The sequence below is a fragment of the Paracoccus indicus genome, from assembly GCF_003056335.1.
Taxonomy (GTDB): domain Bacteria; phylum Pseudomonadota; class Alphaproteobacteria; order Rhodobacterales; family Rhodobacteraceae; genus Paracoccus; species Paracoccus indicus.
In genome coordinates this window covers 324,647-341,787 of the sequence record NZ_PYWA01000006.1, presented here as the reverse complement: position 1 = coordinate 341,787, position 17,141 = coordinate 324,647, and the positions used below count along the sequence as shown (strand labels likewise).

13 protein-coding genes and 2 pseudogenes are annotated in these 17,141 nt (G+C 59.5%); 3 read left to right on the top strand and 12 right to left on the bottom strand.

The window, feature by feature from the left end; all coding sequences use genetic code 11:
- A pseudogene (locus DDE75_RS12390) lies at positions 1–837 on the top strand (IS3 family transposase); the annotation flags it as partial.
- A gap of 80 nt (positions 838–917) precedes the next feature.
- Here DDE75_RS12390 and DDE75_RS17315 read toward each other — a convergent pair.
- The 3 genes and pseudogenes from DDE75_RS17315 to DDE75_RS12380 all read right to left on the bottom strand — a co-directional run bounded on the left by DDE75_RS17315 (position 918) and on the right by DDE75_RS12380 (position 4,290).
- Positions 918–1,919, bottom strand: coding sequence for a hypothetical protein (locus DDE75_RS17315; RefSeq protein WP_162799022.1), 1,002 nt, complete (start codon positions 1,917–1,919; stop codon positions 918–920).
- A 403-nt stretch (positions 1,920–2,322) separates the two neighbouring features.
- Positions 2,323–2,769 carry a GNAT family N-acetyltransferase gene (locus DDE75_RS12385; protein WP_108502678.1) on the bottom strand — a complete coding sequence of 149 codons (447 nt, stop codon included), beginning with the start codon at positions 2,767–2,769 and terminating at the stop codon, positions 2,323–2,325.
- A gap of 400 nt (positions 2,770–3,169) precedes the next feature.
- Positions 3,170–4,290, bottom strand: a pseudogene (locus tag DDE75_RS12380) (IS3 family transposase).
- Between the two features lie 379 nt (positions 4,291–4,669).
- Between DDE75_RS12380 and DDE75_RS12375 the strand changes: the two are divergent.
- A complete protein-coding gene (locus DDE75_RS12375; RefSeq protein WP_108502677.1) occupies positions 4,670–5,209 on the top strand; it encodes a GNAT family N-acetyltransferase in 540 nt (179 codons plus the stop codon).
- Positions 5,210–5,350: 141 nt separating this feature from the next.
- Here DDE75_RS12375 and DDE75_RS12370 read toward each other — a convergent pair whose 3' ends face one another.
- The 7 genes from DDE75_RS12370 to DDE75_RS12340 all read right to left on the bottom strand — a co-directional run bounded on the left by DDE75_RS12370 (position 5,351) and on the right by DDE75_RS12340 (position 13,354).
- Entirely contained in the window at positions 5,351–6,118 is a 768-nt protein-coding gene (locus DDE75_RS12370; RefSeq protein WP_108502676.1) for a substrate-binding domain-containing protein, read from the bottom strand.
- Positions 6,119–6,217: 99 nt separating this feature from the next.
- On the bottom strand, positions 6,218–6,844 hold the full coding sequence (locus DDE75_RS12365) for a DsbA family protein (protein ID WP_108502675.1): 627 nt from the start codon (positions 6,842–6,844) through the stop codon (positions 6,218–6,220).
- Positions 6,845–6,917: 73 nt separating this feature from the next.
- Complete coding sequence (locus tag DDE75_RS12360) at positions 6,918–9,014, bottom strand: heavy metal translocating P-type ATPase (RefSeq protein WP_108502674.1); 2,097 nt, start codon at positions 9,012–9,014, stop codon at positions 6,918–6,920.
- 6 nt (positions 9,015–9,020) lie between these two features.
- Positions 9,021–10,088: a c-type cytochrome gene (locus tag DDE75_RS12355; protein WP_108502673.1), complete on the bottom strand. Its 1,068-nt coding sequence runs from the start codon at positions 10,086–10,088 to the stop codon at positions 9,021–9,023.
- Positions 10,078–11,319 (bottom strand): c-type cytochrome, encoded by a 1,242-nt coding sequence (locus DDE75_RS12350; protein WP_108502672.1) that lies wholly within the window; start codon positions 11,317–11,319, stop codon positions 10,078–10,080. The genes DDE75_RS12355 and DDE75_RS12350 overlap by 11 nt, the downstream gene beginning before the upstream one ends.
- Before the next feature lie 2 nt (positions 11,320–11,321).
- Complete coding sequence (locus DDE75_RS12345) at positions 11,322–11,966, bottom strand: cbb3-type cytochrome c oxidase subunit II (RefSeq protein ID WP_108502671.1); 645 nt, start codon at positions 11,964–11,966, stop codon at positions 11,322–11,324.
- On the bottom strand, positions 11,963–13,354 hold the full coding sequence (locus DDE75_RS12340; RefSeq protein ID WP_245894730.1) for a cbb3-type cytochrome c oxidase subunit I: 1,392 nt from the start codon (positions 13,352–13,354) through the stop codon (positions 11,963–11,965). Before DDE75_RS12340 ends, DDE75_RS12345 begins: the two co-directional genes overlap by 4 nt.
- A 306-nt stretch (positions 13,355–13,660) precedes the next feature.
- On the opposite strand from DDE75_RS12340, the gene DDE75_RS12335 reads away from it, so the two are divergent.
- Complete coding sequence (locus tag DDE75_RS12335; protein WP_108502669.1) at positions 13,661–15,091, top strand: bifunctional metallophosphatase/5'-nucleotidase; 1,431 nt, start codon at positions 13,661–13,663, stop codon at positions 15,089–15,091.
- Here the strand turns inward: DDE75_RS12335 and DDE75_RS12330 are convergent.
- On the bottom strand, positions 15,088–16,425 hold the full coding sequence (locus tag DDE75_RS12330) for an ATP-binding protein (protein ID WP_245894729.1): 1,338 nt from the start codon (positions 16,423–16,425) through the stop codon (positions 15,088–15,090). The genes DDE75_RS12335 and DDE75_RS12330 overlap by 4 nt on opposite strands.
- On the bottom strand, positions 16,425–17,087 hold the full coding sequence (locus DDE75_RS12325; protein ID WP_108502668.1) for a winged helix-turn-helix domain-containing protein: 663 nt from the start codon (positions 17,085–17,087) through the stop codon (positions 16,425–16,427). The genes DDE75_RS12330 and DDE75_RS12325 overlap by 1 nt, the downstream gene beginning before the upstream one ends.
- Positions 17,088–17,141 lie beyond the last annotated feature (54 nt).

Below are 17,141 nucleotides of genomic sequence, written 5' to 3'. Positions count from 1 at the left end.
CCGATCCGGCCCGGTTGTCGGATCGTGCCCGGCGCGACGCAGTCCTGCGGCCCGAGATCGAGCGCGTCTTCGAGGAGAACTGGAGGGTCTACGGCGTGCGCAAGGTCTGGCGTCAGCTGGATCGGGAGGGCTTCGATGTCGCCCGTTGCACGGTCTCCAGGCTGATGAAGGACATGGGGATTCAAGGCATCATCCGCGGCAAGCCGCACAGAACGACGGTGCCGGACAAGAAGGTTCCATACCCGCTGGACAAGGTAAACCGGCAGTTCAGGGTTCCAGCGCCGAACATGCTTTGGGGTCGTCCACTGTGGCGCCATTGGTTCAAGCCCAATGGACGACGATTTCACCTATGTCGCTACCTGGAGGGGCTTCGTGTATGTGGCTTTCGTCATCGACGCCTACACCCGCCGGATTGTCGGTTGGCGGGTCAATCAAACAGCGCATGCAGGCTTCGTGCTCGACGCCTTGGAACAGGCTGTTCATGATCGCCGTCCGGACAAAGGCTCGGGGCTCGTCCACCATTCCGACCGCGGGTCGCAATACCTGTCTATTCGCTACACCGAGCGGTTGGGTGAGGCTGGCATCGAACCGTCAGTGGGCAGCCTCGGCGACAGCTACGACAACGCCTTAGCGGAGACCATAAACGGACTCTTCAAGGCCGAGGTCATCCACCGTCGCGGTCCTTGGCGCAACTTCGAGGCCGTCGAATATGCCGCCCTCGAATGGGTGGACTGGTTCAACAACCGCCGCTTGCTCGAGCCGATCGGGAACATCCCGCCGGCGGAAGCAGAGGCAAAATTCTACGCAGCTCTAGAAACTGAACACATGGCCGCGTAACTAAGCGAAATCAGCCTCCGGCAAACCCGGAGCGGTTCAGTTCGTTCGCCATGAAGGCGGCGCAACGGGTTATACCTGTATCATCCCCGGTAAAGATCGATCGAGAGCGCCAGAATTTTTCCCTTTCTTTCGAGATAACGGAGATGAAGTGGATTGTCGGCATTAAACTCAATGGACGGAGGAGTTGTCATTTGCTCAAAAAGCTCATCCGGACTTGGAACAACGTCATAAAAAGAATTTCGTATATCGTCTCGTTCTTCTTCTTGGGTCCCACGTAAGCCGACCCATCGCCTTAGCCTTAAGAAGAAGCCGTTTTCTTCGAGCTCCTGCAATCGTTCCAGATCGCTTTTTGATATGAACGCAGGGCGCCAAGCTATTGGGACATCTTCGCTCGATACAAAAGAGAAGTCAGATTCTGTGCGAACTATGCTGCCAGCCTCAATGTCTACCTCAGGTATCGCCTTCAGCTCTGTCTCAATCTCTGCCGCCGCTGCGACTGACATTCCTCGCTTCAGATGAATCGAGAATTCTGGTTTTCCGTATATAATCTCCTGCAAAATAATAGGAACTGCCTTAGAAAACGAATTATCCTCAAGGCCATGTATGAGGAGCGCATCTCGGCATGCGTCGGTAGGTTTCAATAACCTTATGGCTGCATTTGCAGTAGTTATCCCGGAAACGTGAGCGTCAGTAAAGCTCAAGTTTACTTGCTCTAGAGAACTAAGGCCGCCGCTGACAGTTGCATCAATGATGCGCTGTATTGGTGCATTGACGTTTCCTGATAATTCCCAGTCTAGGAATTTCCCCATTTCCATCAAATGGGAGGGTTCCTCATAAATCGGAACGCCATCATAGCACACGTCGCTTCTGACAAGAAACCCTGTTCGCTGATCACTCCATCCATCATAAAAATCACCGGGTCGTTCACCCTGTGGTAATGGCCAGATAGGTAGGTAAGCCGTTTCAGAGAAGTAGTCAGCAAGCCTTGAATTGAAATAACTATATGGGCTGGATTCGGCAAGCGATGCAGCTGGGTACGGAAGACCAGCAGCTAATGTCAGAATTAAGGTAACCTTACCCATCTGGTCAGTCTCCTCAATTTTAAAATTTTATATAGCCTTTTCCGGTAGGGCCTTTCTAAAGCTTATCATGCCGTGAACGGCAGGCGTTGCCAACGATTCATTGAGACTCAAGCGGAGGGGGAAATAAAACTTCCGCCGCTTGATTGCAGAACTGATGTCAATCCTGCTGGCCATGCCGCCGTCAAACTCGTGTAGTGACCGGCAGTTTCCCGCAAAGCACACTGTGCCTGCGCGATCTCGCTGCGCCAGGCACGAACGTCCGGTCTGGAGAAGCTTCATAGCAGCTTTTGGTGGTCATCGACCGACTGCAAAGGGCGAAGTGCGCGGGTCGGAGGCTGCCGCGCTCCCATGCGGTCGCCAGGAGCGGCCGATCGACGTGAGGAGCCCAAACCGGACCTTGCCGCTATAGAGGCTTGGTGAGGATACGGCTTCCTTCCACTTCTGAATGAAAGCCGCGACGTTCGTAGAACGACCGAGCTGTGACTGTGCTTTCAAGTTGGCAGCGCTGAACGTCCTGTAGCCGTAGCTTCGCCTCTATGGCTGCGAGAATTGCTTTGCTGACACCTCCAAAGCGCGCTTCGGGGTGGACGTAGTTCAGCAAGATTTCTCCGCCTAGAGTCGCCATCCCGACGCCAACGATCTTGCTATCCCGTTCTGCCACCAACACCATCGCATCATCGCGTGCGATCCACTGCTGCCAACCTGCCACCGTTTTATTACCTAGCCACCCTTCGAGTTCTGTTGGATCGTGCTGATGATCTGCAACGCATAACTCAGCAATCGAGCGGCGCAGAGCATCCACTGCCTCTGCGGCATCGGCCGCGGTCGCTCCCCTGATCTGGATATCCATCTCACCCTCCTCGCCATAGAGCGAGCATACTTGAGCGCTACTGCCTCGCAACGGCAGCTCGGTCCCGCAGACGGACGTATTGGTCAAAAAATGCTGCGCGATGCTCGAACGGCTGCTTTGACGGGCCGCACCGCAGCATTCGGACCGCGGGGCGAAGGTCGGTAATGGGCCGAGTGCGTTAGTCAGGGGCTGCCCCAAGCCGTTCTTGGCGCAAGGACGGCCAGATCAACGCCAGGAGCCCATCTGCGACATTCAAACGAGGCGCGGCGAATGCCGTCGCAGGAGAAGTTCAGGGGATCTGACCTGCACCCCACTGGTCCCTCATTCATAACGAGAGTCTGCAGTTTGATGCTCTGCTCCCCAAGATTGGGCCGCCGGATGCTGGAGTTTTCCGGCTCGGTCATGGCGACGGGCTGGCTGCGCCGCCGGGATAATGCAGGGCGATCGGGACGTTATATCCGATCGCGACGTTATATCCGATCGCACTATGAGGTCGGTCCTCATTGTAGTCCTTACGCCAAGTCTCCAGTTTTTCCTGCGCGTCCGCAAGGCTCATGAACCAGTGCGCGTTCAGGTATTCCGACCGGAGCTTGCTGTTGAACGCCTCGATAAAGCCATTGTCAGTAGGCTTTCCGGGGCGTGAGAAGTCCAGGGTGACGTCGTTGGCATAAGCCCACAGGTCGAGATCGCGAGTGATAAATTCGCTGCCATTGTCGACCCGGATTGTCCTGGGATAGCCGACCTGAGCACAGACCCGTTCCAGTGTCCGGACCACATCCTCACCGCGGTAAGCAAAGCGCGGGTCGGCTGCTGGACAGAAACGGGAATGCGTATCCACGATCGTCAGGATCCGCAGCTTGTTGCCGAGGGCGAGTTGGTCATGAACGAAATCCATAGCCCAGACATCGTTCGGTCCGACAGCCTCCTGGCGATCATGGCGCAGCTTGGCCTTCACCCGACGTTTTGGATTCTTGTTCCTGAGCTGCAGACCCAACTCATTGTAAATCCTTCGGGTCTTCTTGATGTTCACTTGGCCCACCCTCCCGTCGCAGCAAGACATGGACACGCCGATATCCGTAGCGCACCCGTGTTTCGCAAATTTCCCGGATCCTCAGTTCCAATGCGGCCTGCCCGGTTCGGCGGGACTTGTAATGGTAGCTCGACGGGTCAAAGCGCAGGGCCTCACATGCCCGGCGGATCGATATGCCCCAGCCCACCAACATCCCGTCGACCAGCTCCCGTGTCCGGGCAGGCCTCAGAGCTTTCGGCGGATGACGTCCTGCAGCATTTCCCGATCCAAAGTCAGGTCGGCCACGATCTTCTTCAACCGGCTGTTCTCGTCTTCCAGCGCCTTCAGCCGGCGCATCTCGTCCGGCAGCAAACCGCCATATCGCTTTTTCCAGTTGAAGTAAGTCGCCTGGCTGATCCCGCCTTGCGGCAGATCTCGGCCACCGGCGTGCCTTCCTCGCCCTGCTTCAGGATGAACGCCTTCTGCGCCTCCGTGAACCTCGATGCTTTCATCGTTCTCAGCTCCTCTCCCAGCCAGGGAAGGTTAGCCGAAAACTCCAGTTTCAAACGGTCCAGTTTTCAGGGGGCAGAGCAGCTGCGCTAGACCTGAAATGGGTCTTCGTCGAGCTTCTGGCCGTGTCCGACGAGGGTCGCGGCAAGGAGATTAACAATCATTTAATGACGCGGATTGAGGAGGCGATCCTAAAGGCGAGAATCGGCACTTTTTTGTCAAGCGCCTACGAGATTCAAATGCGCAATCCATATGAAATGATGGGCTAGAACCAGATCTTCGCCGCACAGAATAACAGTCCGGTTAGCAATACGAAGTTGATCCTGGCAGCGTGGTCCTGATGCTCCGCTTCTCACCATCTCATCATTGGAAGATAAGACAATGCAATTTTTCAACGAACATGGAATCTGCAGAGACGATATCATTTGCCTGTTCAAGGAAACGTTCACGGCCTCTGAGGGAGAAGCCGAGGGCGATCTTGTCGCCAATCTGGTGACTGGCATGTTTGACAGCGTTGCCCCGCATGACATTCATGTATTCACGGCGTTTGACGAAGGCAAATTGGTCGGTGCTGTCATCTTCACCCGGATGAATTTTGTCGAGGATGATCGAACGGTCTTCATCCTCTCACCAGCGGCGGTTGCCACAGCGCGACAGGGTGAGGGCATAGGTCAGGCGCTGTTGTCACATGGCATTGGGAATCTGCGGAAGATCGGCGCAGATGTGGTGCTTACATACGGGGATCCCTGTTTCTATTCAAAAGTTGGCTTCGGCAAAATTACCGGAAAGCTCGCCCGCGCGCCACTGCCCCTGTCGCATCCTGAGGGCTGGCTGGGCCAATCGCTGACGACTGAGACGCTAACGCCACTCAAGGGGGCGTCGACCTGCGTTGCACCGCTGGACAACCAATTGTTGTGGTAATCCCTCGTCCCAGCAGGAGGAGGCACCAGCGATGTATCTCTGGGGGTTGACCCAAAACTTTGATGGTTCAATCTTGTCTCAGGCTTTGAGGAAGGCATCATCGGACAGGTTCATCACGGGAGGCATACAATTGCCAAGGATCTATCGTTCAATGTGCTTGGCCCACCCGTGACTGTTGAAAATTGCTGCAGCCTGGTCTCCCGATAAGAAATCGACAAATCGAGCGGTCTCGCTATTGCCCTTGCCCTTCTCGGTCAGAGCAATCGACGTGTCACGATAGATGGTCAACTCCGGCTCGGTCGGGACCATATCCGCCAGGTCCGCGTTCTCGATCTGCCAATGGTTCCAGATCAGGAACGCGTCAATGGTATCATCGGCTGCCCAGGTCGTCAGCGCTTCGCCGCTGTTAGGGGCGATGACATCGATATTGGCGCGAAACGCTGCAATTGCATCAACGTCGCGCATGCGCCCCACGATGTCCTCCCATAGGCCGACTTGACCAGCGCCGTCCACCACCATGATGCTCAGTTCGCGTTCGACCAAATTGGCGATGCCAGTGATGGCTTCGGGATTTCCCTTCCGCACCAGGATGGCAGAAGGGCGAAGGTAGAGAGGCGTTACACTGTCGGCCAGAATGAAGCCGTGATCGCCGATGAAGTCATCCATCATGTTTTGCGATCCGCTGTAGACGACATCGGCATCCGTCTGTGCTGCGCCGATCCACTGCGCAGTGGGCCCGGAGGTCACCTTGACGTCAATACCCGTCTCTTTCTCAAACGCCGTTGCTGCCTCTTTCATCGGGGCGGCCGGCCCTCCTGGGCCAAACACTGCGATCTCCGCATGGGCGGTGGTCGTTGCTACAAAACACATTGCAATGGCAAGGGGCAAAAAGGAAAATTCTTGTTTCATTGTGAACGGTCTCCTCGATTACAGTGTGTTGATTGATCGCATTCAGCAGAAGGCTTAAAACCAGTCACGTGTGGGTTGTGTTTCAATTAGACTGCGATCTCATCCAACGCCAAGCGTTGCCCGTGCTCGACTGACAAGGCCGCGCAACTCATCACCGCTGAGTTGGCCGAAACCACCCTCATCCCCTGCGATGAAACTGGGGGTACCTGACAAACCGATATGATCTGCAAGCAGAAAGCTCATGGTGATGTGCTTTTCCACTTCAGGTGACATCATATCGCGCTCCAGACGAGCGATGTCCAAACCTGCGTCGACAGCAGCACGCCGAGCCGTATCTGCCGTGGCCTTTCCCGGGATCCGGAACAATGCCGTGTGCATCTGCCAATATTTTCCCTGCCGGAGCGAAGCCAGCGAGGCGCGTGTAGCATCCTCGGAATCGGCACCAAAAACAGGCCATTCACGAAACACCACGCGCAGTTGTGGATCCTCCAAGATCAATCGATGAATGGGGGCGACCATCTTGCGGCAAAATGGACAGTTGTAGTCGAAAAACTCGGTCAGAGTGATGTTGCCGTCGGGATTGCCAAGCACAGGGGCGGTCGGATCCCGCTCCAAGGCTTTGCGCAATTCTTCGGGCATGGCATTGTTCCGGGCGGCTTGCGCGCCGGCCAGGGCTGGCAGGGTCAGCATACAGCCGCTGGTGGCCAGAAAACTGCGACGTTTCATTAGATCACTCCGTTTGGATGCACGGCACTGGGGCCTTATGCATTAGCCGTGAAGCGCCAGCCTTAACGCTGTCTTAACCGGGATTGGCCGAAGCAATCTGCATTCGGGCGGCATTCGCTGTGACCGACAGTGAGCTTGCAGCCATTGCAATCGCGGCAGTACCCGGCCCGGCATGACCAAGAACGAGCAACGGCAACAAGCCTGCGTTGTAGATCACGGCAAGGACCAGGTTTGTTTGTCCTATATATCGTGCCCGACGCGCCATTGCGAAGATCTGGGGCAGGCGATCGATACCCCCATGCTCGATCACGACATCGGCGGTCGAGCGGGCAGAGGGATGAGCCGATGCCACAGCGATACCACAGGCGCTGGCAGCCAAGGCAGGCGCGTCATTGACGCCGTCACCGACAAAGACGGTCTGATCGCCCAGCTTGCGGATTAGTTCCGCCTTTTGTCTGGGTGTCTGTTCAGAAATAACGCAGTCGGGGTCGATCCCCAAGGCAGCACCCACTCGTTTTGTCGGACCCGCAGCATCACCCGATGCAACGTGCAGGCGCAGCCCGTGTCTCCATAATTGCGTCAGTACAATCTTTGTCTCGGGCAGCAGTTGGTCGGCGAAGACCAATCGTCCCAACAGCATGCCATCACGGGTCACCTGCAACGTGGTGGCGTCACCTATCAGAGTAGCGGCGCTTGAGACCCGGATATGACGACCTTGGCTGTCCGACGCCTCGGCATGGCGGTCGCCCCGAAGGCCTCCGGCCCCCTGCTCTCCCGTGGTGGCGGTGATAGCGCGCGCCAATGGATGAGACAGGCCGGTTTCGGCAAGCGCGGCACAATCAAGCACCATCTTGCACGTGAAGCCATCTTCGGGATTGACAGACTCGAAGCTTGGTTGCCCCTTCGTCAGAGTACCGGTCTTGTCAAAGACGACAGAGTCGACCGTTGCGAGACGTTCAAATGCCTGGGGCTCGCGAATGCGCCATCCTTGTTGGACAGCCATTTTGGCAGTGTGCATGCGCACCAGGGGCACTGCCAGCGCCAAGGCGCAGGGGCACATGCCTACCAACACCGTCAATGCTGTCACCAGCGCCGCTTCAGCGCTTTCCCCGTGGGCAAGCTCCAAGAGCAGCGTGACCAGCGCCGCCAAGGGGATGATCTTGGAAACAATTGCCGCACAACGTTCGGCCAGCCCGGTCTCGGCACCACCGCGCGCGATCTCCAAGGCGACGGATCCGCCAAGACGATCAATCTCACGATCTCCAGACTCGCGGTCCACCCGCAGTGTCAGCCGCCGATCCAGATTGATACTGCCTGCATCAACGCGTTCGCCAGGACCGACCGGGACGGGACAAGACTCTCCTGTCAGCACTGCACGATTGAGCAGGCTCTGGCCCTGCAAGACCACCCCATCCACGGTTATGGTCGCACCTGCATCGACGATGACGATTGCATCCACCGGCACCTGTGCCGCCGGCATGGTGCGGCGCACGACCCCTGTCTGGACAAGGGCCATGTCCGGGGCCGCATCCTGCATGGCAAGCAGCGCCACGAGCGCCGAACGCCGGCCCCGCAGATCGATCAGACGCGCCAGCAATAGCAATGTGACAAGCATTGCAGCGGCATCGAACCAGACCTCGGATCGTCCTTGCGCCAGTGCGAACACAGACAGGATCGTCGCACCGGATGCGCCGACCGAGACAAGCAGATCCATGGTTGGCTCGCGCAGTTGCAGCGACTTCCACCCCATCCACAGGATACCCCGCCCCGCCCAGAGGACCGGAAAAACGAATACCCCCGAGGCGGCAGCCAACCACCAGGCTGTCTGTCCATCCAATCGACTGGTATAGAGGACTATGGCCAGTGCCATGCTCCACATCCCGGCAAGAACCGCGATGGCAAGCCGGATGGCGATTGTTTTCATCTGCGCATCCAGGCGCTGGATTAGATCCTCGGGACTGTGGCGGTCGATCAGCCGATATCCGGCCTGTCGGACGGCTGTGGCGATGCCGTCGCGATTCTGACGATCTTCGTTCCAATCCAGCAGCGCCGACCCGGTCAGGTAATGAACCCGCGCCTGAGTCATCCCGGGCAATTCCGACAGGCGGCGCTGCAATCCACGCGCGCAGCCGGCGCAGGCCAGGCCGTCGACGGCGAACAGACGCCGCATCGGACGCTAGTTTCCCTGGGTTTTGGGCATCGTCGCCGCCCGGGCAGCCGAGGGTCCGGTGCCCTGACCCAGGACTGCCCCGTTTACGACCTGCCCATACAGCGTCTCGTCTCCGTCATGGTTGGCCAGCCGGTTTTCCTCGATCGTGCCGCTCTGGCGGGGGTCCTTGGGACGTTCGTGGCTGTCGACGAAGGCGGCGACGTCCCAGGCTTCCTGATCGGTCAGGCTGCCGGGTTGCGACAACGGCATGTTGTTCTTGATGAAGGCCGCGGCCGTGTTGATACGCCCCATGCCCGCACCCCAGTTGAAGCTGTCCGATCCCCAAAGCGGCGGGAAGGTGTAGTCGCCGTTCAGGTCACGCTGGCCCTGTCCATCATCACCGTGGCAGACAGAACATTTCGCCTGATAGACATCGGCACCACGAGCCAAATCGTAGCCCATTTCTGGCTTTTCCACTTTTCCGAAGCCGATCCCCTCCAAAGCGACGTTGGTCGGTGCGTTAGTGGCCATCCAGAAGAAGTAGCTTTGCAGGTCGCGATAGATATCGTCGCCAACCGGCGGTGGTTTGCCTGTCGGGGAATACTGGGCGTTCATCGAGTACGTGAAACATCCTCTGACACGATCCTCCATCGTGTTGATCTGATCGTTCTTGGACCGGTATTTGGGATAGGTAACCCAAGCTGCCCACATCGGCGCGGATTTCGGATGACGCCCGGCATCTAGGTGGCAGTTTGAACAGGACAGACCGTTGCCGACATGGTCGCTCGCATTGGTAGCCGTATTGGTAAAAATCGCCTCGCCCCGCCGTACGGCCTCTCCGAACGGACCATCGGGGATCATATCGGGTAAGGGCGGAGTGAACAGATCGCTCGGCTCGATCGCGGCGGCGCTCTCGTCTATTTCGGATCCCGCGCCGATCAGCCAGCGCGGCACGATCTCGAGCTGAACGGCGGCTGTCGCCAGGGCCACCAGCGCCAGCCCACCGCCCGCGGCGAAGATAGCCTTGCGCGCAAGGCCGCCCGATGTCGCATCCTTCGTGCCGACATTCGGGCGATCATCGGGTTCATTGGTCATCTTGTGTCTCCATCCGAGCCATTGATGCTCCTCCGGCGGGAACCGGAGGCAGCGAAGCAAGATAGTCGGCCACGGCGCGGCGGTCCTGGGTGGACAGCGCCTCGGATATCTGGGCCATAAGGCCAAGCGCATCGTTGTGGCGCTGGCCTCCGACCCAGTTGGCCAGTTGCGCAGCCAGATAGGGCGCGTGCTGCGCGGAAAGACCGGGAAAGTTCGGGGCCACGCCGAATCCCGACGGGCCGTGGCAGGTGAAACAGGCGGGCACGCCGATCGACCAGTCGCCCTGCAGGGCCAGCTGCTCGCCGCGTTTTAGATCGCCCGACAGGACCGGCCGTGCCGTGCTGGGCACGCGTAGATCTGTGTAGTAGGCACCAAGCGCGGTCATTTCCGGATCGCTGAGGCCCTGTACTACAAGCTGCATCGATTCATTCTCGCGCGTTCCTTCGCGGAAATTCTGCAACTGCTTGACGATATAGGCGCCGGGCAGTCCAGCCAGGCGCGGGGTGCTTTCGTCGCCCTGGCCCAGATCACCGTGGCAGCTGGCGCAGGACCAGACCTGATCCCGCCCTGCAAAGACCAGATCGCGTGCGGCCTGATCGCCTGCCTGCACGTGCGACCGCGCGGGCATCGGCGGCTGATCGGGAAGCGACGATATCATCATGGCAAGTTCTGCCCCGCCGCCAAAGCTGCCCCTGTCACCGATTTCGGCGCGCAGGGACGCGACCTCTTCGGATGTCTGCGCGGTGGCCTCGGTGGTGTCGGCCCACCGGGTCGTGACATAGCTTGCCAGTTCCGCGATCTCGGCATCGTTCAGGGCACTGTCGAAGCTGGGCATATGCCCGTCGAAGTCTTGTCCTACAACGGTTAGCGGTCCGTCGATGCCCCGCAACAGGATGCGCGAGACGATGTCGGGGCCCGCCGCTACGATCTCGGACCCGGCCAGGGGTGGGACGGCATCGCGCAGACCGCGCCCGTCGGGCTGATGGCAGGTGGCGCAATTGGCGCCGAACAGCAAGGTGCCCTCGTCAGGGACCGACTGCGCGACGACATCGCTGTCCTCGGCCCGGTCTTGCAACGATTCCTGAACACTTTCGCCGGTGTCATACAGCATCGCCGTACCCCAGATCGTCAAGGCGATGGCAACCCAGTTGACGGGCATCGGGACGCCGGCATGTTCCTCGTAGGGTTCAAAAGCTTCGTCGGGACGGCTGTGTTTAGATTTCCTGGCCATGCTTACCGCTCCTCTTCGGACGGGGTGGGTTCAGGGCCGTCAGGGGTGCCATAGCCGTGATCGCGCAATCCATCCGCCGGAACCTCGTAGGTCCGGTCCAAGGACTGAAGATAGGCCGTGAGATCCAGCGCCTGTTGTGTTGCGACAACCACGCCATCTTGCGGGGCATATTCCGCCGGCAGCGCCACGACCACGTCCCCCGGCCCGGCCTGCGGCTTTTCATCGAACAGATAGGGATAGGCGGGCATAATTGACCAGTCGAATATCGCACGCGGCTGGTACAGATGCGTCAGATGCCAACCTTCCGACGGCAGGCGCGCGCCGACATTCAGGAGATCCGGCCCGGTGCGCATCGTTCCCAACTGGTGCGGTTGGTCATAGGTATAATCCGCCGCGACCGAGGCCCGCCCCCAGCCCCGCTCTCCGTCCGGGGCCTGATCGCCGGACCGGGGCTGCTGGCTGTGGCAATACAAGCAGCCAAGCGACACATAGGTCTCGCGCCCGCGCTGTTCCGCCTCGGAATAGGGCGTCAGCCCCTCGGGGGCGGGGCGGGAATTGATTTGCATGCCTGGCGCGATCACCAGCATCAGCGTGGCAAAGGCCAAGATGGCCAGCGCCAGGATCGACAGGGGAAGATAACGGTTCATTCTGCAGCCACCGTGTTTTGCGCGCGCGTGGATGCATAAAACGCCAGCCCCAGCAGGTTCAGGGCAAAGACAAGATGTCCGAACGTCATGAGCGTGCCGCCGACGCTACGCGCTTCAAGATAGGGCTTCATCAGTTCGACCGATTCCGAGAAAGGTCGCGTGGCATCCAGCATGGACAGCCCCTGCAGGACCCCGCCGATCGTGAGGGAAAAGAAGTAGATCCCAAAGCCTATGACCACCAACCAGAAATGAAGCTTCAGTAATCCCGGCCAGGGAAAGGCCCGCCCCGTGGCGCGGGGAAGAATGTAATAGGCTGATCCGAACATCACCAGCGACACGAAGGCATAAGCCCCAAGATGCGCATGGGCGACGGTGTAATGGGTGAAGTGCGTGATCGAATTGACCGAGCGCAGCGCCTCGATTGAGCCTTGGAAAGACGCCATCGTGTACATCAGAGCCCCGAACGAGATGAACCGCAGCGGCACGGATTCCTTGAGCGCCCACAAGTTCTGCGCGACCGTGACATGCTGGTTGATGGCCACAGCGATCACCGGCAGGAACATCATCACTGAATGGACGACCGACAGGGTCACGACCCAGGTGGGGACCGGTCCGCCAATCAGATGGTGGATCCCCACTTGGCTGTAGAATAGCGCCAACCCCCAGAAGCCCAGAAGCGATACCGCATAGCTGTAGATCGGCCGTCCGATGATCTTGGGGATCAGGTAATAGGCTGTGCCCACCCCAAGCGGCGTCAGCCACAGGCCCAGCACGTTATGGGCGAACCACCAGTTGACCGTCGCCTCTTCGACGCCGGAATGAAGGCCGGGGATGTTGGCCACGACGAACAGCACCGGAAACCACAGGATCGCCGCCAGAAAATACCATCCCGACACGTAGATGTGGTGGACATCGCGAGCCCGCGTGGTGCGGACCAGCGGCGCAATGAAGCATGCCCCCGCAACAGCCAAAAGCATGTCAATCTGCCACGGGATTTCCAGCCATTCCTCGCCATCGGTCCAACCGCTGGCGATGGCCAGACCCCCAAGCGCAACGGCAATGTTCCACAGGACTGCCCCCACCAGTACCAGCCGGGGACTTTTCAAAGGCACGTGGAAGATCCGCGGCGTGATCCACATCACCGTGGCCAGACCCGACAACGACAGCCAGCCATAGATCACGAGATTGAGGTGCAGCGTACGCATGCGGCCGAAGGTCAGCGGTGCGGACTGGTTCAGCCAATCAGGCCAGTGCAACTTCAGCGATGCCATCACACCAAAAATCGACCCAAGCACCAGCCACACTGTCGCCGTTCCCAGCAGGACGATCACCGGACGCGCCGAAACCGCGTCGATCCCCGCCCTTACCGGATCAAAATGATAGCGCATCTTGGCATCGCCATGTTCGGTGCCCTGGTTGTCGATATGCCCCTGCTCTCCGTCCCGAAAGATCGTCTCGGCATCGCCCTGATCGACGGTGATCTGGCGGTTTGAGATCGCCCAGATCAAAAATGCCAGCGCCGCAAGGGACACCACGAAGCTGAGTGACAGCAGAAGTCCAAGAGTGAGAGGCAAAACACGATCTCCGGAGCGGAACAGAATGCAGACTTAAACTCCTTCCTTTGCCCCTTTCCTTAAGGCTGTCTTAAGGTTCTCCGTTCCGAAGCGATCCATCGCGTCAAACAGGATCCCCTCATGTCAAAAGTGACCTTGTTTCAGCTGAATGACACTCATGGTTATCTTGAGGCGCATCCAGAGTTGTCTTGGACGCCCGACGGCCCGGCCCTGTCGATTTTGGGCGGGTTCGCCCGCATCGCAGAAGTGCTGAATACGGCAAGAATGGAGGCACCAGGTTCGGTGCTGGCCTTTGACAACGGAGACACCTTTCACGGGACACCTGCGCTTGCGCTCAGCAGAGGTGAGGTGGCGGTGCCTGTCCTGAACGCCTTGGGCCTGTCTGCCATGACAGGGCATTGGGATTTCGCCTATGGTCCACTGCAGACAGCGCATCTTGCAGAGATGCTGACCTATCCTTTCCTGGCGGCGAACTGTCACGCGGTGACGGAAGCGGGACCGCATTTCCAGGCCACAACTGTCTGTCGCGCCGACAAACTTTCGATAGGCGTGATCGGCTTGGCCGCAACGATTTTGGACAAGACGATGCCGCCCTCTTTTTCTGAGGGCCTGCGTTTTACCGATGGCATCGAAGAAGCCCGCGCACATGCCGCAAATTTGCGCGCCGCTGGCTGTGATCTGATCGTTGTTCTGTCTCATCTCGGTCTGCCGCAGGATTGCGCCTTGGCAAAGGCAGTGGATGGGCTTGATGTGATCCTGTCGGGGCATACGCACAATCGGCTGGAAAAACCCTGGGTGGTCAATGATACGATCATCATGCAGTCAGGTTGCCATGGAAGTTTCCTCGGCCGCCTTGACCTGACGATTGGAAACGGCAGCATCACGGAGTACGACCACCGTCTGATCCCCATTAGTACAGATATTGCTGAAGATCCCGACGTGGCGGAACTTGTCGCGCAAGCGATAGCCCCGGTGGCGGGCATGCGCGCGCAGATCGTCGGCACGACTGACAAGATCCTACACCGGGGTACATGTCTTGACGCACCGATGGACGACGTCCTTCTGGCGGCGATCGCGCAGGCCGCGGACACCAGGATCGCGTTTTCAAACGGCTGGCGCTATGGGGCTCCGATCCCGATCGGGCCCGTCACGCTGCATGATCTGTGGTGTATCATCCCCACCGCCCCTCCCGTTGAAACTGTCGATCTGACAGGGGCCGAGATCATCGCGATGATGGAAGACAATCTGGAGGCGACCTTCGCCTGCGACCCTTTCAACCAGCGTGGCGGATACGTTAAACGGTTTTGTGGTCTGAGCTTTGTCGTGAAACTCGAAAACCCCGTCGGACATCGGATCGAACAGGCTTTCGGCCCTGACAATGATCGCCTGGATCCGAAAACGACCTACCGTGCGGCCTTCGTGACCCAGCAGGGTGTTCCTGCCCGTTACGGCAGAAACCGCCGGAAGACAGGGGTTGCAGCCGTTGCTGCCCTGATGTCTTGGTTTGGCGCGAAGACCCAAGTTCGGCCGGGGCGCATTCGCATCGTTTAGGGTGCCGATGGCCCAGATGGCAGATCGATCCAGATGGATTGGCCTTTGCGCGCCTGTCCGAAATGAAGGCTTCCGCCCATGCGGGTGACGGCGGCCGCGGTGATGGACAGGCCCAGACCACTGCCCTGAGCCGACGTTCTGGTGCCGCGCCAGAAGCGTTCTGTCACGCGGGCATGATCCTCGGGGGCAATGCCCTGACCCTGATCAGTTACGGTAAAACGCAATCCGCCCGACCGTGTGGACGCCGTCACGGTGACGGTACCTCCGCATGGCGAATGCTGGATCGCGTTCTCGACCAGATTGCGCAAGGCGCTTTGTATAAGGACACGCGGGGCATGAAGGACCGGAGCGTCCTCCGCCCTGGTCAGCAGATGCACCCGCGCACCCACAGCCTGCATATCGGCACCTTGGGCAATCTCGGCAAGAAGTGTTGCGGGGTCGAGATTTTCGGCCGGGGTCGCCTCGTGATCGATGGCGGCCAGATCCAAAAGCTGGCGCACCATGCGATCGCTGCGATCCACGGATGTGGCGATGGCAGCCAGTGCGCGGTCGCGTGTGGCCGGATCGGTTGCACGCTGCGCGATCTGCGCCTGCATCCGCAGACCTGCCAAAGGCGTCTTCAATTCATGTGCGGCAAAGGCGGTAAAGTCGCGTTCGGTTCGGCGGACTTGATCCAGCCTCCCGAACAGGCTGTTCAGTGCACGACGCACGGGGCGGATCTCTCGGGGATCGCGTGTATCGGGCAAGGGCTGAAGATCGTCAGGATTGCGCGCGCGCAGGGCCGCTTCCAGCTGCGCCAGGGGGGCCAGCCCGCGCCCCACGCTGATCCAGATCAACACTGCAAGCGCCGGAAAAATAACGGCCAGCGGCCAAAGTAGCCCCGCTACTACTCCGCTCACCAGTCGGTCGCGGACCTGCATCCGGTCGCCAACCATCACCCGCACCCCAAGCGCATCGTTGTGGACGGCATAGACACGCCAGGGAACACCGTCGATCATGGTCGTACTGAAACCCTCCTCGACCGCCAGTTGCGCCCCCGGCGCGCCCGATGACGCCCCGACCAGATCACCACGCAGCGACCAGATCTGGCACGAAAGTTGCCGTGAATAGTCTGGATCAGCCGGCATCGAAATAGTGGCCGGTGGCCCCCCTGCCACTGCGATCCGCTGATCCGAGATCAGCGAGCTGACCATGTTTGCCGCTTCAGCCAACCGGGCGTCTAGCACACGTTCGACCTGTGCGCGGGTGGATCCGTTGATCCACAGCGCCGCCGACAGCCAAATGGCGCTGGTCGCCAAGGTCAGGATCAGGAACAGGCGAAGACGAATCGACATTATGTCGCTCCGGCGGCGCGATAGCCCACACCGCGCACGGTCTGGATCATCTCGCGGCCCAGCTTGGCGCGCAGGTGGTGGACATGCACCTCGACCGTGTTGCTTTCGACATCCTCCTGCCATCCATACAGGCGCTCCTCCAGCTGACCGCGCGACAAGATACGGCCCGGGTTTTCTATCAGTGCGTGTAGGATTGCGAATTCCCGCCGCGACAGACGCAGGGCCACCCCGTCGCGGGTGGCGGTCAAGGCCGCAGGATCCAGATCGACGCCGTTCCAATGCAGCAGCGCGCTGGCCCTCCCCTGATCCCGGCGCATCATCGCGCGCAGCCGGGCCGCCAGTTCGTCCAGATCGAAAGGCTTGCCCAGATAATCGTCGGCACCTGCGTCAAGCCCCTCGATCCTGTCGCGCACTCGGTCACGGGCGGTCAGCAGCAGGACCGGCATGGTGTTTCCAGATGCGCGCATCTCGGCCAGCAGGGTCGTTCCCATACCATCAGGCAACATCACGTCCAGCACCATCGCCGCGAAATCGCTGTCGCGCAGCGCCGCGCGCGCGTCGGCCAGCGTCCCCACCGGATCAGCAGTGAAACCCGAAAGGCCCAATCCCACGCTCAGCCCGTCTGACAGGACCGGGTCATCTTCGACGATCAACAATCGCATAATTGTCCTCTCAAACGGTCAGGCTGTCGGTTTCGTGCATTCACCTTAAGGCTG